The organism is Candidatus Uabimicrobium amorphum (assembly GCF_009002475.1).
In the GTDB taxonomy this organism is placed as follows: domain Bacteria; phylum Planctomycetota; class Uabimicrobiia; order Uabimicrobiales; family Uabimicrobiaceae; genus Uabimicrobium; species Uabimicrobium amorphum.
Map to the genome: position 1 here is coordinate 4,990,001 of NZ_AP019860.1, position 15,875 is coordinate 5,005,875.

Annotated in this window: 9 protein-coding genes and 2 rRNA genes (1 of these 11 cut by a window edge); 6 read left to right on the forward strand and 5 right to left on the reverse strand. The window is 37.0% G+C overall.

The window, feature by feature from the left end; all coding sequences use genetic code 11:
* The 3 genes from UABAM_RS18080 to UABAM_RS18090 form a co-directional block, all read left to right on the forward strand.
* Positions 1 to 462: ribosomal RNA gene (locus UABAM_RS18080) — 23S ribosomal RNA — on the forward strand; it begins 2,572 nt to the left of the window's first position.
* 93 nt (positions 463 to 555) lie between these two features.
* Positions 556 to 665 (forward strand): 5S ribosomal RNA (rrf, locus tag UABAM_RS18085).
* Between the two features lie 378 nt (positions 666 to 1,043).
* Positions 1,044 to 1,991, forward strand: coding sequence for a pentapeptide repeat-containing protein (locus UABAM_RS18090; protein ID WP_173013400.1), 948 nt, complete (start codon positions 1,044 to 1,046; stop codon positions 1,989 to 1,991).
* 56 nt (positions 1,992 to 2,047) lie between these two features.
* Here UABAM_RS18090 and UABAM_RS18095 read toward each other — a convergent pair whose 3' ends face one another.
* Both UABAM_RS18095 and UABAM_RS18100 read right to left on the reverse strand, forming a co-directional pair.
* The gene (locus UABAM_RS18095) at positions 2,048 to 4,633 is read right to left on the reverse strand and encodes a serine/threonine-protein kinase (protein ID WP_151969415.1); all 2,586 of its coding nucleotides are present in this window, start codon (positions 4,631 to 4,633) and stop codon (positions 2,048 to 2,050) included.
* 231 nt (positions 4,634 to 4,864) lie between these two features.
* The gene (locus UABAM_RS18100; protein ID WP_151969416.1) at positions 4,865 to 5,914 is read right to left on the reverse strand and encodes a polyprenyl synthetase family protein; all 1,050 of its coding nucleotides are present in this window, start codon (positions 5,912 to 5,914) and stop codon (positions 4,865 to 4,867) included.
* A 236-nt stretch (positions 5,915 to 6,150) separates the two neighbouring features.
* On the opposite strand from UABAM_RS18100, the gene UABAM_RS18105 reads away from it, so the two are divergent.
* Complete coding sequence (locus tag UABAM_RS18105; protein WP_151969417.1) at positions 6,151 to 7,485, forward strand: carotenoid oxygenase family protein; 1,335 nt, start codon at positions 6,151 to 6,153, stop codon at positions 7,483 to 7,485.
* On the opposite strand, the gene UABAM_RS18110 is transcribed toward UABAM_RS18105, so the two are convergent.
* From UABAM_RS18110 to crtY, 3 genes are read right to left on the reverse strand one after another with little or no spacing between them, the layout of a single operon-like run.
* Positions 7,403 to 8,365, reverse strand: coding sequence for a phytoene/squalene synthase family protein (locus UABAM_RS18110; protein ID WP_151969418.1), 963 nt, complete (start codon positions 8,363 to 8,365; stop codon positions 7,403 to 7,405). The genes UABAM_RS18105 and UABAM_RS18110 overlap by 83 nt on opposite strands.
* 5 nt (positions 8,366 to 8,370) lie before the next feature.
* Positions 8,371 to 9,864 carry a phytoene desaturase gene (locus UABAM_RS18115; RefSeq protein ID WP_151969419.1) on the reverse strand — a complete coding sequence of 498 codons (1,494 nt, stop codon included), beginning with the start codon at positions 9,862 to 9,864 and terminating at the stop codon, positions 8,371 to 8,373.
* Positions 9,861 to 11,003: a lycopene beta-cyclase CrtY gene (gene crtY, locus UABAM_RS18120; RefSeq protein WP_151969420.1), complete on the reverse strand. Its 1,143-nt coding sequence runs from the start codon at positions 11,001 to 11,003 to the stop codon at positions 9,861 to 9,863. The genes UABAM_RS18115 and crtY overlap by 4 nt, the downstream gene beginning before the upstream one ends.
* Positions 11,004 to 11,549: 546 nt before the next feature.
* Between crtY and UABAM_RS18125 the strand changes: the two genes are divergently transcribed.
* On the forward strand, positions 11,550 to 12,287 hold the full coding sequence (locus UABAM_RS18125; protein WP_151969421.1) for a bacteriorhodopsin: 738 nt from the start codon (positions 11,550 to 11,552) through the stop codon (positions 12,285 to 12,287).
* Between the two features lie 764 nt (positions 12,288 to 13,051).
* Positions 13,052 to 15,862, forward strand: a complete 2,811-nt coding sequence (locus UABAM_RS18130) for a serine/threonine-protein kinase (protein WP_151969422.1) — start codon at positions 13,052 to 13,054, stop codon at positions 15,860 to 15,862.
* The last annotated feature ends 13 nt before the right edge of the window (positions 15,863 to 15,875 follow it).

Here is a 15,875-nt window from a genome sequence, read left to right on the forward strand (position 1 = left end):
ACAGATAAAAGGTACTCCGGGGATAACAGGCTTATCGCCTCCAAGAGTTCATATCGACGAGGCGGTTTGGCACCTCGATGTCGGCTCATCGCATCCTGGGGCTGAAGAAGGTCCCAAGGGTTTGGCTGTTCGCCAATTAAAGCGGTACGCGAGCTGGGTTTAGACCGTCGTGAGACAGGTCGGTCCCTATCTGCTGTGGGTGTAGGAGATTTGAGAAGGTTTGCCCTTAGTACGAGAGGATTGGGGCGGACGAACCTATGGTGCTCCAGTTGTCGCGCCAGCGGCATAGCTGGGTAGCTACGTTCGGAAAGGATAAGCGCTGAAAGCATATAAGCGCGAAGCCTTCTTCAAGACGAGATCTCCCTGAAGGGTCCTGGAAGACTACCAGGTTGATAGGCTGGATGTGTAAGTGCAGCAATGTACTCAGCTAACCAGTACTAATATCCCGTTCGACTTATCTCTCTATACTCCTCTTTGCTTTCTTTTCTTCCTCCTCTCTTGATTTGTCAAGATTGCAATATTATATAGAAATAGATATATACGGAATCAATTATATTCGGCGATCATAGTGAAAAGGTCACACCCGTTCCCTTCCCGAACACGGCCGTTAAGCTTTTCACGCTGATGGTATTGCCTCACGGTGAGAGAGTAAGTCGTCGCCGGATTCCAATCAACACGAACCCTGGTAGCTCAAAAGGCTGTCAGGGTTTTTTTTATGCCCATTCCACTTCACTCTTTCCTTCGTTTCTGCGTTCCTGAGTCTGACACCCATTTTCGAGTCTGACACCGTTTTTGAGTCTGACACCGTTTCTGAGTCTGACACCCATTCCTGAGTCTGACACCGTTTTTGAGTCTGACACCGATTTGTTGTTTTTGGTATTTCTACGCCAATCTAAATCCCCAGATAAAAAAACACTTTGTTAAGACTCCTCTTCTGTATCCTATAAAAATTAAGATATTCAGAATTGGGTGTATTTTTACTCTTTGTTTGGTAGAACATGCTTATACACAATCAAACTGTTAATTCAAGGAGTATAGAACTAATGAGTAAAGACCCAACAATAAAAGCCATAAATAAAATTCAGATATTTTCTAAAATTGAAGGTGTACGTCAACCTAAAAACGTACTTAAAAATATGAAAAGTTACGATCTTGCTAAAGCTGATTTTTCTGACTTAAATTTATCGGGTATCATTTTTTCTAACGAAAATCTTAGTGAAGTGAATTTTAGTGGTACAAATCTAGAAAACGCTCAGTTTATCAATGTAAAGTTACAAAAAACAAATTTTGATTCTGCCAATCTGAAAAATGCCTATTTTGAAAAAAGTAGAATTAAGCTGGAACAACTACAACAATGTGCGTGTTTAGAAAACATCGATGGTTTGAGTAAAAAAATAGCAAAAGAACTTAAAGCATGCGGCCTAAATGTAATTAGTGATAATAGTGCATTTTTTGTAAAATTATTTGGTAAGAAAAGTTTGAAATGGCCTAAAGATTTGTCAGTGGGGATCGGTGATGATCCGTGGAACAATGGCTATGTTTTTTCTTCTGGGCTAGAGGAAATTCTCGAAGATCTTCAGAAAAATCCACGTACTACGGAGGAAATGGTTCGTTTTCAACTTGACGATCTCAAAATGATCAAATTGATGGATAAAAAAGACCGTGACGATTTTTATGAGCGTGTATTTGAAGGATTTGGAAATTACTACGTTGAGATGCAAGAAGTTTTTTCGGGAGAAAGGGATGTTTCCCACATCTCTCTTGCAGATTCGTTGAGTACGAATAAAAGATTGATGCACAAATTTAAAATGTCGGTACCTAAGAGTGAAATACCAAGTAGAGTATGGTCTATGGCACAAAAAACGGCTTTTTACTATCTTTCCCAAAGTTTAGTTGAACACTACATTAAGTTTGAAGAAAGTGATGAACGTTGGTATATGCGCGGCGGAGGTTTTTATCTTCTTCGCAATAACCTCCTTTGTATTCGCTAGTCTTTATTTTTCGTAACCGTATTCATTTTGTTATATACGGTTACGAAACTCCTTTTTTATTTTTTTGTGTGATAAGCTTTTAAAAAGCCGTCGATCGTAGTAATATACAGAGAAGTCCCATAAATTTTAGGGGTAGAATAGTTGTCTGAATGTTTTGTTGACTCTGGTATCTGGTGATATATTGTCTTTTGTTTCGTTTTTATATTGAATGAGTAAAACGCTTCGACACTATGGATGAACACATCATCTCCAGCTATAATCAGAGAAGACAATACCTGATTTTTTTTAGTGACCATAGGTGGACTAGTTTTCAAATTCCACTTGACCTTGTGTTTTTTCAAATCAACTGCTTGTAAAACGCCGCGACGATTTATTACTACAATCATATTTTGATAGTACACACCTGTGGAATAAAACCTTCCTTGTAGTTCACAATCCCACAATTCTTTTCCTGTTTGTGCATCAAAGGCATAAAATTTACCATGAACGGTTACATAAACTTTGTCATCAATGACAATGGGAGAATTGTAACTGTGAGCAGCCACTGTTTTTTGCCACACGATATTTCCATTCGAACGATTGAGTGCATACACTGTATCATTGTATTCACTGAGAATAATTAAATCTTTGTAAAGGGCTGGAGATGAATATAACTCGTCGCCTTTATCTCCTTTGAAACGCCATTTCTTTTTTGACGTTTTTAGATCAACAGCAAATAAAAGATTTTTTTCTGTATTTATATATATGACATCATCCACGATAATTGGTGAAAAGCGTTGTGGTTGTATCACATTGTAGTAAAATAATTTTTTGCCACTGTAAATGTCTAAACCATAAACATCTCCGTTGACGTTGCCAAAATAAACAACCCCATTGTAGATAGCTCCATAACCTTTGATCGTGGCAGATGATTTAAATTTCCATAAAAAATTGCCGCTGTCATCTATACAATAAAAAAAACCATTGCGACAGCCAAAGAGAATGCGTTTTCCCAACACCAAAGGGGAGAAGGTAATTCGCGTATTTTTGACAGGAAACTGCCAATTTAGTTTGAGAGGGGTGGGAGAGTGAGGTTTGGCTTTATAAAGTCGTTGTAAATTACCATGAAAGAATACAGAGTTTTGCGGTTTTGCACGAAGTACATTACGTCGTAGTTTATAGTATTGTCCCGAAGCACTGAAAAAAATTACTTCAATAGTGTTTGCACCATAACTTAGTGGTATGTCCAGAGTGAAGTTAGTTTTTTTACGATCCCAGGATATTCTTTGTTTTGTGGTGTGGATCTCTGTGATTCCCATAGGTAAACTCACTTTTAGAGCGATCTTACCTTTTACTGATGGAATGGCGTCTGAAGAGCCCTTTTTTAGAAAATTTGGGGAAATGATTTGGATACTTTGTTTGAGTGTGTTCTCTACTAAGGTGTTTGATTTTAGTAAGGCATAGACATTACCCGTTACACTAAAGAGGAGTAAGACTGTTAGTAGAATATACGTTTTGTATTTGTTCGCCCAAAATTTGAAATTTACAAAGCGTGATGATGCTTGAGCCGTATTGGTGCTAACTCCGTCCAAAAAGCGTTGTAATTCATCTACCATTTTGCGAGCGGTGTTAAAACGATCTTTTTTACTCTTTGCAATGGCTTTCATACAAATGTTTTCAAGGTCTTGGGGAATTAGTGGATTTATTTTACGTACCGGGGTTGGTGGGGAATTCACTACTTTATGTAGTGTTGCTAGAGGTGTTGCCGCATTAAAAGGAAGTTGTTGTGTTAGTATCTTATACAGAGTAATTCCCAATGCATAAATATCCGTACGTTCGTCTATATCTTTTACTTTTCCACGTGCTTGTTCAGGAGCCATGTATGCTGGTGTTCCAATGAGAGCACCTGTTTGAGTTATTCGTGATGCCTCACGTGTGGAACGTGCTAAGCCGAAATCTGTGACCACTGGTTCTTTGTCATTGCGCATGATAATGTTGCCTGGCTTAATATCACGATGTAAAATATTTTTTTCGTGAGCATGTTGAATGGCTTGCGCTACTTTGATAAAAATTTCAACGGCGCGGCGCGAACTTACTTTACGTTTTTCTAAAAACGTCTCTAAGTCATCACCTTCTAAATATTCCATGGTAAAAAAATTTATATTATTATGCCGTCCCACATCGTGTATTTGCACAATATTTGGATGCTGTAATCTTTGCATCGCTGATGTTTCTTTGAAAAAACGATTTTCTTGTTCTTCTCCTGCATGTTCTCCAGCCAGCATAATTTTTAAGGCCATTTGCATATTTTTATCTGGGTCATGTACAAGAAGTACACGTCCCATATTGCCACTTCCCAATTCTTTTATGATTTTATATTTTGCAAAATGTTTGATGGCAACATTGCTTTTTTCGTTGTTCTGGGAGATGGTTTTTCGCGAAGTTTCGTATTCGGCTAGTTTTGTATAAAACTCTTGTACAGCAAGACCAAAAGTATTTTTGTCGACACTCTCGTTTTGCAAAAATTGATCAATGAGCCATTTGAGGCTTTCTTTTTCATTTTTGTTTGCTGGTCTTTGTTTCCAAATATTTTCTAGTGTACTGGTATCTATGTTTTTTACTTTTAGTAAATTAAAAAAGTAGTCTTTGATAGAAGAGCTCATTCTTTTTCCTCTCGATAAAACGCAAGACAGACTACAATTGTACAATATCTCTATGTTTATTTCTACTGAGAGTCTGATAGGACAGAATCTTTGTCTCGAAAGACTTGAATGTAGGATAATGATGTTTGTGGGGGGATTTTTTGATGAGGCTGTCCGTAACCGTATTAGGGTTGGATTTATGAATTCAATGTACGGTTACGGTTTTGTGTTTGATATGCCATTGTACCAGGTCTAGATTTTATGTAATTTGTTTAGCATGTAAGTTGTTACTTGTTGTAGAGGGTCTTGGAGTGTTTTTGGAACTTGGCCACAAAATTTTTGTGCACTTTTTATTTTTTGACGCGCAAGGTCTTTTGCAAACTCAATGGCTTTGTGTTTGTGAAATAGTTTTATGCTCCAGTTTATTTCGCTGTCTAGAGTTTCTTCTCTTTTCTTTTGTAGGATGTTGACTAACTTTTTTCTTTCAAAATTCGTACAATTTTTTAGTGTGTATATCACGATAATGCTTTTACTTCCGGAACGAATATCTGAACCTATGGGCCTGCCTTTTTCTTCGAAGACATCGACAATATCATCAATAATTTGAAATGCGATTCCTACACTTTTTCCAAATTCGGCCAGCTTGTCTTGTGTGTCCTTACTTTCCTGTGCGAGAATAGCGCTACCAACGATAGGTAAACTCATATAATAGCCGGTTTTTTTCAGTACTATATCAATATACGTTTTCAAATTAATTGTGTGTGCTTGTTCTGCGTCTAGATCCATTGCTTGTCCTTCACCGGTGTATAAAGACACAGTGTTAAATAGCTTCATTAGTTTGATTAGAGTTGGAGCACTTACTTTGTTCTCTAGTTGAAGTAGCGCCTCAAAAGACTTGCTGTAAAGGTAGTCACCTATATTTATTCCATGCGCTTTTCCATATTTAACCCAGACCGCTGGACGATTTCGACGTATTTCATCGTTGTTTTCGATATCATCGTGTATCAGTAAAAAACTGTGAAATATTTCGTTTGCTATGGCAAAAGGCATTAGTGTGCTAGGTGCGACGCCCATTTTTTCTCCCAGCAGTAGGCCCAAGATAGGTCGTATTCGTTTTCCCTGTTGAGCGGCGTTGGCAGAACCAATACCTAGGCTGTAAACTGCTGCGTTTCGCAAAAAATCGTAGTTTGTTGTTTCACAAATAAATTTGTAGATCTCTTTGTGGAACGTTGGTAGAGTTTTTTTTGCATATTCATGAAGTTGTAGCGATTGATTCACCGTTTGTAATTTTATATTTGCCATGTTTTGTTCCTTTTGTAAGATGTTATAATGTCCAAGAATGTGTAAGTCTGGTTTTACTGGAGAAACTTTTTCTTACCACCAAGGTAATTAAAATTTTGTGAAACTTAGTTAAGGAAAATCTTATAAAAAATCAAAGTTTTGAATCTCATAGTTGTTTCCCTCAAATTTCTGAAAAGCCTTGGTTAAAAGGCTTTGAGGGAATTTACCAGGAACAAAAAATTACCATTTCTCCTAATATGATTGAAGGAGATATTCCTAAGGATATTGAAGGAACACTCTTAAGAATCGGACCTGGGAAAAATGAGGTGGCCGGTAAAAAAAATGATCATTGGTTTGATGGAGACGGCATGATCTATTCTTTTACTTTCTCCTCTGAACAAATTAAATTTCAAAATTGTTATGTCAAAACCCCGGCTTTTATCAAAGAAAGCAGGAAGAACAAGAGAATGTTTCCTTGTTTTGGAACTTTGCTACTTGGTCCGTTTTCTTTCTGTAAAAAAATCAAAAACCCTAGTAATACCAATATTTTTTTAGATGAATCTTCTATTATTACTTTGTACGAGGGGGGAAGACCTTATCGTACGGACAATAATTTTGAAAAATTTTCCATAGAGACGTTTCGTGGAAAACTAGCTTTTTGGAATTTTTTCGGTGCACATCCCCACATGCACGTTCCACAACAATGTTACTATAACATCGGGTATTTCGCTCCCAGCATTGGCTTGGGTAAACCGAAGTTGAATCTCTGGCAGTGGAAAAAAGGCCGAAAGCTAAAAAAAGTTATGTCTTTAAAAATGGACAAGCCTTACGTTGTACACGACTTTGCTGTTAGTGAAAATAAAATCATCATTTTTTGTAGTCCATACTTTATTGACCGAAAAAAAATTTGGCGATACGTTCAAAATAAAGATAGCCTTTTCGACTGTTGTACTTGGGATAATGAGCAAAAAACAAAAATTTACGTGTTTGATATCCACTCAAAAAACGTGGAGTATTTGGAAATGGAACGCTTTTTCGTTATGCACGTTGCCAACGCTTTTGAAAAAAACGGTTCTACTTGTGTAGATGCCATTGTATACCCCGACGATAGTGGAATGCAGTTGGTTAAGGACCTCTTTCACGGAAAACAATCAAATGCATCTCCAGGAAAACTTACGAGAATTACCATAGGAAAAGATCATTGTGATTCTGTACTTTTGTCTGATGTAGGAGTCGAACTTCCTCGCATCAATGAAAATTTCTTATGTCGTGAACATCGATATGTTTACGGAATAGAAGTTTCCAAAGATAACTTTTCTAGTTCGCGTCTTGTTTCTATAGATGTACATGAAAAGACATGTCGCTTTTTTGATTTTGGCCGTGCTTGTTACGCTGGGGAACCAATCTTTATTCCTCGTGGAACTAACGAAGTGGATGGTTACCTTGTTTCGTTAGTCTATAACAGTCACACCAATGCCTCTTTTCTTGCAATCATAGACGCTGAGACTCTCAAAGAGCTTGCTCGAATAAATCTACCTTTTCATATTCCTTTGGGATTTCACGGTAACTTTTTTGCGCAATACTACGTTTAAAATTTTGATATTCTATACTGATGGCCAATGATAGGCCTTTGAAAGCTTTTAAGTATTTACTCAACTTACTGACTTTTGTTCTCTTATTCCATGATTTGTCGCCGCGACGGTAAATTTCGCGACCTATTTCTCGGTAGATCTCACACCCCATTGCAATAGGAACACGTGCATTAAAATGAAGAAATTTCATTCCCTTGCGCGAAGATTGATAGTATTGATCTGCAAGAAATAAAAGTTCATTGCCGATGGAAAAAAGTTCTTTTCTGTGTTGTGGCGACAAAATGTCTTGTGGTTGTAGGTTGTGTTTATCCATGATCTCACCAGGAATATATAGCCTTCCCTGTTGAAAATCGTCAACAATATCTCTAACGATATTGGTAAGTTGCATGGCAATTCCCAAATCAATAGCGTAGTTTAGAGCCTCGCGGTTTCTACACCCTACAATATGCGTTATCATCACTCCGACAGTACCGGCAACTTGGTAACAGTATTCAATTAAGTCTTCTGTGCTGTGATATGATTTGCCGTCAACATCACTTTTCATACCCATTAAAAAATCACGAATGTATTTATGCGGTATGTTGTATTTTCCTACCAATACAGAAAAATGCTCAAAAATATTTTCGGGCGATGTAATCGAGACATCCAGATTCTGGAAAGTTCTATGATATATGTTTTGTAAAACCTCTTTTGTCGAAATTTCTTTCTGAGAATTCGAATGCCCAAGAATCTGATTGTCTATTTTATCGTCGCAATAACGACACCAAGCATACAAAATATGTATGTCATTTCGGAGGTGTTTGGGGAAAAACTTGCTTGCTAGCGAAAAGCTTTTGCTACCCTTGGCAATGATGTCTGCGAAGTTGTCGTTGTTGTGCATCTTTTCTACCCTACCTTTAATGAATGAGCATCTTGTAGTATGACCTCTACCGTTGCTTTTGCCGAATTAATAACACCGGGCATACCAGCTCCAGGATGTGTACCAGCACCGGCTAAGTAAAGTCCATCGATATGAGGGTCGCGATTGTGGCCTCTAAAATATGCGCTTTGCGTTAATGTGGGTTCTAATGAAAATACGGAGCCCAAATGAGAGTTCAAAATATTTTTGAAATCGTTAGGGGTGAACACTCTTTGAGTTTGTATCGATTTTCTTAACCCAGGCATATAGCGCTCTTCCATATAGTCAATTATTCTGTCGGCGTATTTACTGGCCATTTTTTCCCAATCAATATTGGCGTTACCTAAATGTGGGACAGGTGAAAGGGCGTATAAAGCTTCGCCGCCTTGTGGCGCCAAGCTCTTGTCTGTGTTGGATGGCGCATGTACGTACAGAGAAAAATCGTCAGGAAGTTTGTTACCGTAAAATATATCTTCGAGTAGTCCTTTGAAACGCGATCCAAACATTACGTTGTGATGTACTAGGTTGGGCCATTGCCTGTCAAGGCCTAAGTACAATACAAATAAAGACATGGAAAAACGCGACTTTTCTAATTTGTTGCGTACTCTGTTTACACGCTTTTCTTTGTTGAGCAGATCGCGATAGGTATGCATGATTTCTGCATTGCTAACAACAAAGTCACAATGGGCTGTTTCACCATCTTTTGTTAGGATGCCGTCTACTTTTCCGTTTATGGTTTTTATTTCATGTATTTCTTTGTTGTAGTATATTTTCCCACCAATGTCTTCAAAAAGCCTCACGAGACCTTGTACAAGTTGGTTGGTTCCACCTTTGGCAAAATACACGCCCCATTTTCGTTCAATGTAATGAATAAGCGTATAGATACACGAGGTTGTGTAAGGGTTTCCGCCTACTAGTAATGCACTAAAACTAAATGCTTGTCGCAAATGAGGGTCTTGAATAAAGTCAGATACACGACGATAAGTAGACTTAAAAGATTGCAGACGTGTCAATTGTGGAGTGACACGAATCATGCTCCACCAATTCAGAAAGGGCACATCCGCTAACTTTATGTAGCCTTCTTCAAAAACTTGATGCGTATATTCTAAGAATCTTTTGTAATTGTCTACGTCTTTAGGGGATTTGCGACGAATTTGTTCCATGAGTCTTTTTTCATCGTTTGTGTAATCGAATACAAACCCATCTTCCCAGAGTAAACGGTACATGGGATCTACATCTAGTAGCTCTACATAGTCCTCCATTTTTTTGCCAGCGATGGCAAAAAGTTCCTCTAAACAATGCGGAGCAGTTATCACAGTTGGCCCGGCGTCAAAAATGAAGCCGTTGTCTCTGTAAACATATGCTCTACCACCCGCGATATCTCTTTTTTCAAATATGGATGTTTGGAAACCAGACGCCTGAAGTCGGATCGCTGCTGCTAATCCTCCAAATCCACTACCGATAACTATTGCTTTTTTCATGATGCACCTTTCATAAATGGTTTAATTATCATATGTTCGAAGAAACATTTCATTGCTTTGGAAATTGACATCGGTGGACGACCACTGAAAATGCGCGCAATATCTCTTTTCATTATTTCGCCGCGATAAAATCTGCTGATTGTATCAGGCGGTAACTTATAAAATTTCTCCAGTATTCTATAACGTTGTTGTGGAGGCGCTTTAAACAGCAATCGATTCAACAAAAAGAAAAAGCTTTTGTTTCGCTTATTTTTTTGCACCCAATTCGCATAAAACTTCTCTATATTTTCATCATTATTCCACGCAGCGGCAAGTTCTCGTGCAAACTTGTAAGCGACGGGAAATGAATAGCCTGTCGTTGGATGGAAAAAACCGGCTTTCCACCCCGAGGCAAATAAATTTTCCTGGGATGGATATCTTGCGATAATGGGTAGAACACCAGATTCTTGACGATTGATTTTTTGTATTTCCCATCCTTTTTGCTGTACATATTCATAAAGAAGTTGGCGTTCTTTTTCTAAACTAAGCTTAGGATTGGTGCTGTAATAAGTATTCTCTATTAACATGGTTTTTTCTGACCATGGTAGGGTGTAGAAAAAACGAAATCCGTCGCTTTGCAAACAACAGTTGTCCATAATCATCGGAATTTGAGGAGTCGGACTTTTCAAAGTAACGTCAAAACCCACAAATTTTTGATAGCCTAGAGACTTGTTTTGCTTTTGTGGACCGCGACCATCAAACACATATTTCGCTTGTAACTTATAGTCGTTTTGTAGTGTTACTGTATTTTTTGATACGCTCACAATGCGAGTATCTAGCTGTAAACTATCTTTGACATGTGTTAGCATTTTTTCGTAAAAGTTATGCGAATGTATAGAACAATAACCGAGGTCCAGCGTTCTTGTGTAAGACGGAAAGTTAACTGAGTACTTCTCCCACCTACAGTCTACAAACGGGGCTATGGACTCGAAGCTTTCTGCCGGTAGATCTCCTAAATGAAAAGACCAAGTATGCGAGTTACTCTTGAACTCTTTGCGTTGATCGATCATTAAAATCTTACTTTGAGGCCTTGCTTTTTTTATTTCATAAGCAATCAATGTGTTTGCCAACCCTGCGCCTGCAAAGATGAAATCGTACATTTTTTCTCCCCAAGATGTGTTAATAGACAATGGATACGTATGTGTAAATTTTATTTGTTAGTATATATTCTACATTATCTCGTGTATATATTCTACAAAAATATAATAAAAATGTTGTCTATGTTTTACATTTTTTTTGGAGAGGATTTTGGGGTCATAAGTTGTTTATTTTTAATATGTTAAGGTTTTTTGTTTTTGGTCATTACTTCAGAAAATTGAAAAAAAATTTTTTTTATGCTATTAAAATGACTTTTTTTGAGGTATATATATTACATGAGAATTATTCGCTGTTGAATATATTCTTTTTTGTTGGAGGTGCAGGTCTAATAGATCCAACATTGTTGTAGTTGATAATCTACAATATTGAGCTGACAAACATCAGCATTGTGGATACTCAAACTCGCAATAAATCGTTTCTGATTGTTTGATCCGCGTCACTGACAATTTAACTTTCGGCTACCACGTAAGATTACCTTGACCAAGTATCCGATAATTAAATAAATGTTAATTTCACTGCAAAAAAACAAACACTAAAGGAGTTACCTCATGAGTTTTTTCTTAGCATTCTCAGATGTCATAACAGAAGCAACAGTGTTACAAGAGCTTGTAAAATATACCTTTTTCGTAGGTTACATTGCGATGGGAACCGCCTTCGTATTCTTCCTCGCAGAGAGAGGCAATGTATTGCCAGAATATAGAAGAACTGTAACCTTATCGGCTCTAGTAGTGGGTGTTGCGGCTTTCCACTACTATGCAATGAAGAACACATATGTTCCTGGACAAACATTTCCAACAGAATTTCGTTACATCGACTGGATCATAACCACACCCCTAATGCTCATTAAGTTTCCTGCCATGCTTGGTATAAGACAAGGTGCAAAGAGCTTAATATACAAATTAGTTGCTTTCGATGTAGCCATGATTCTACTAGGATATATTGGCGAAGTAACAACAGGAACTCTACAATGGGCTATGTTTGGTAGCAGTTGTTTATGCTGGCTTGCAATCGTAGGCGTATTACTTACAACAGTAAAATCTGAAGCAAGCTCCTCAAGCCCAGAAATTCAGTCTGGAATCAACTCTTTGATCGCTTTCGTCACAATCGGCTGGGCCATATACCCAATAGGTTTCGCAGTAAGATATATCAGCGACTCTCCAGTAGCTCTAGATGGTGTTCAACTTGTATACAACATTGGTGACGCAATCAACAAAATTGGTTTCGGCCTTGTTGCCTACAGCGCTGCTTTAGCAGTAACGCATGCTAAGCAAAGCAAAGAAGCTTAGAGTTATAATCCTTACGTATTATAATGCTCTTGCGGAACCGACTGGTTCCGCTTTTACCTCTGTACGAATGAGACTTGCGGTGTAACACACCGCAAGTCTTATTTTATTATCAGTACCACTTTCCCACCTCATAACACGCCTAGACACCCTGCCAAATGAATGAACAGCCCACCCATGTTGAAAACATACTATAACGGCATCTCAAAAGTCATTGGTTTACACTGGGTTCAATAGCGTCTGTTTATGCTTTTTGCTATTATTTTTTTACTTAATTTTTTTATTTTTGATCAATATTATATGTCTTTGTTTTTATTTTGTTTTTATTTTGTTATGATTTTATTTTTGATATTGGTTGAAATTAGTGAAAACGTACTCTATAATCTATATGGAAAGATCACTAAAGTAGGTAATGATAGGAATGATGATAAATTTTTTGGAAATGTGTTGTGTACACATATTGTTGGCTTTTTAACTTGAAAGTTAATAAATGGTAAGAAAAGAATTTCTTCTGCGTTTTACAACATTGAATTTACATACTACAAAGATAATTCAAATACTTTTGTTCATCTCCAATAAGCTGTTCATAAATTAGCCAAAATACTTAGCAACTAATTATTAACTTTAACAGTCAACAACGACTCTATCAATTCACAACACTTCATATCACTCCACTGTAATAATTCATAAGCCATTGTGATTTTTAAGGCCGTAGCATCCTCAACTTTTAGTTTCAGAATTTAATCGACCATTATGTGGGGCATAACATGGATTTTTCATCCTGGATAAAGAAAAACATTTACTCGATTTTATCTTCAGAAGAAATAAGTCTTTTACAGAGTAAATACAATACATCAGTAAATTTTAATATTATAAAAATTCTTGCCGAAGACAGTTTATTGTCAGAGTCTCAAATGCAAGAACTCAAAAAAATACATGACTTTGTCGCAGAGCAAGACAGTTTGTTTGTTTTAAAGAAGAATGAGCAAGGTCGATTTACGATAGAGCAATCTTTTGAACAGGTGAATACTGAGAAATCTTCTGAAAAGGTGAATGTCAAATCCACGTTTGTTACTAATAACTCACTTGAAAAAACAGTGATGATGGATTCTTGTGAAACGGCGAATGTCGCATCCACGCTTGTTATTAATAACCCACTTGCAAAAACAGTGATGATGGATTCTTGTGAAACGGCGAATGTCGCATCCAAGTTTGCTAATAACCCAAAAAAACTTGAAAAAACAGTAATGATGGATTCTTCTGCAACTAAAGAGGCTTCCAGCAAGAAAGGTGCTTCAGATAACACAGGCCTACATAAAATTGATCACTATCGTATTATCCGTTCTTTAGGTGAAGGGAATTTTGGCAAAGTTTATTTGGTCTATAATGAGAAGCTACAAGTTGAGCAAGCATTAAAGGTTCTATACTCTGGACAAAAGAACAAAGATGAGAATATTAAGCGTTTTGTTCGCGAGGCTCAGGCCATAGCAAAGTTACGTCATCCTAACATTGCAAGTGCTTATGATGTTGGTGAATTTAACAGAATGAATTACTACACAATGGATTATGTTCAGGGCAAAAATCTCGAAGAAATAGTCGAAAAAAATAAACGTTTGTCATTAACAAGATCAATTGAAATAGTAAAAAAAATGGCCAATGCGTTGTATTATGCTCATCAAAACAACATTATTCATCGCGACGTAAAACCTGAAAATATTATGATTGACGATAAAACTGGTGAGCCATACTTAATGGATTTTGGACTTGCGCGACAGGTAGGTGGGAGTGAAATATCTCAAACAGGACATATTAGTGGAACACCAGCATATATGTCTCCGGAACAAACCGTCGGTCGTAATAAACAACTCGATTACCGGACGGATATTTATTCTCTGGGAGTTACTTTTTATAAACTTTTAACTGGTCAAGTTCCTTTTCGTGGAAGTAATGTTCTTGATGTTATGCAGAAGGTAAACTCTCAAGAACCGATGCGCCCTAGTAAAATAGTATCGACAATTCCAAAAGGTATCGAAGACATTTGTTTGAAAGCTATGTCAAAGCAACGTGATCGTAGATATTCCAATGCAAAAATAATGGCAGATGCTTTAGAAGAAGTGTTACACAAAAGAACCGGTATAGCGCGAAACGTTGGTAGTAAAACACAAAAGAGTAAACTTTCTTTATGGACAGCGATGGCAATAACGATGCCCGTTACCTTATTGTTGCTGATCTTGCTTTTATATAACTATCAGCAAAATATGAAAATAAATAGTGCCTACAAACAGGTTTTAACTACCAATACCGACTATGAAAAACAAAACCAAAAATTAGAAAAACAAGTGAAAGCTTTAAATAAACAACACAAAATGGCAAAAAATAATTTTGAAAGAAAATTACAGCAACAAGATCAAGAGGTGATAAAACTTCGAAGAGAAATTAATGCGCACATCACAGAAAAGGTACAACTGCAAGATTATATAAATGCATTGCAAAAAGATATGGATAAGATTGCGTTGTCTACACCTCAGAAGAAAAAGTATCCGAATGCCTCTATACATCACAATAATTTGCAGCGTACAGGAGAATACTACGGCGATGCTATTTCCAAATATCAAAATATCAAATGGAAAAAGCAAATGGCCCCTCATATAAAGTCTAGCCCCATTATTTATGACAATAAAGTTTTTATTGGAACAAAAGGGGGGGTTTTTCACGTTTTCGATTTAGTGAATCCGTCAAGGAGTTTTAATCAACGAATTCGTCCAGGAGTTGAGCCAACGACAGCATGTGTTTTTAACGACTTCGTTTTCTTTGGTTTGCAAAATTCTATTTATATGTTTAATGCCAAGAAATTTTATTTTGAATATCAGTTTAATACTCCTGAAGAAGGAAATATTACATCAACACCATGTGTGTACAAAAATTTACTTTTCGCAGGGATAAATGATGCGATATACGCTTTTAGTTTGAAAAGTAAAAAATTATTTTGGAAGGAAAAATTGAAAGGAAAATTAGCTAGCGAGATTACCATTGATGGAGAAAACTTATACGTTGGATGTAATGCAGGTTACCTCTACGCTTTAAATTTGAAAAGGCCAAAAAAAAGGATTTGGCATTTAAAATTAGACTCTTCAATACATGGGAATATATCAAAGGTGGATAACTTGCTATACGTGACAACAAAAAGCGGCAAAATTCACTGTATAGATGCGACGCAACAACAGAAAAAATGGCAAGCTTTGTTATCGCAAAAAAGTATATCAGGCATAGCGTTTGCCAGAAGTCGCGTTTTCGCTTCAAGTGTTGATGGTGCCCTTTATTCGGTAGATCATCAAGGCAAACAAATTTGGAAATTCCAAACAAAAGGGGCTATATATTCTTCTCCTATCTTTGTTGATAACGTTGTGTATGTTACGAGTACGGACGAAAATATTTATTGTATAGACGCTATCCGAGGTAAAGAAATTTGGAAAAAAGCGATTGGCTATACCCAATCGTCACCTGTTTTTTCCAATAACACAATCTATGTGTCTGGTACAAATAATACGAGTAAATTGTATGCAATTACAGGTAAGTAACGGGGGAATGATA

Coding starts and splice junctions, on each gene's coding strand:
- UABAM_RS18090 (WP_173013400.1), top strand. CDS start 1,044: ATGAGTAAAGACCCAACAATAAAAGCCATAAATAAAATTCAGATATTT.
- UABAM_RS18095 (WP_151969415.1), bottom strand. CDS start 4,633: ATGAGCTCTTCTATCAAAGACTACTTTTTTAATTTACTAAAAGTAAAA.
- UABAM_RS18100 (WP_151969416.1), bottom strand. CDS start 5,914: ATGGCAAATATAAAATTACAAACGGTGAATCAATCGCTACAACTTCAT.
- UABAM_RS18105 (WP_151969417.1), top strand. CDS start 6,151: ATGATTGAAGGAGATATTCCTAAGGATATTGAAGGAACACTCTTAAGA.
- UABAM_RS18110 (WP_151969418.1), bottom strand. CDS start 8,365: ATGCACAACAACGACAACTTCGCAGACATCATTGCCAAGGGTAGCAAA.
- UABAM_RS18115 (WP_151969419.1), bottom strand. CDS start 9,864: ATGAAAAAAGCAATAGTTATCGGTAGTGGATTTGGAGGATTAGCAGCA.
- crtY (WP_151969420.1), bottom strand. CDS start 11,003: ATGTACGATTTCATCTTTGCAGGCGCAGGGTTGGCAAACACATTGATT.
- UABAM_RS18125 (WP_151969421.1), top strand. CDS start 11,550: ATGAGTTTTTTCTTAGCATTCTCAGATGTCATAACAGAAGCAACAGTG.
- UABAM_RS18130 (WP_151969422.1), top strand. CDS start 13,052: ATGGATTTTTCATCCTGGATAAAGAAAAACATTTACTCGATTTTATCT.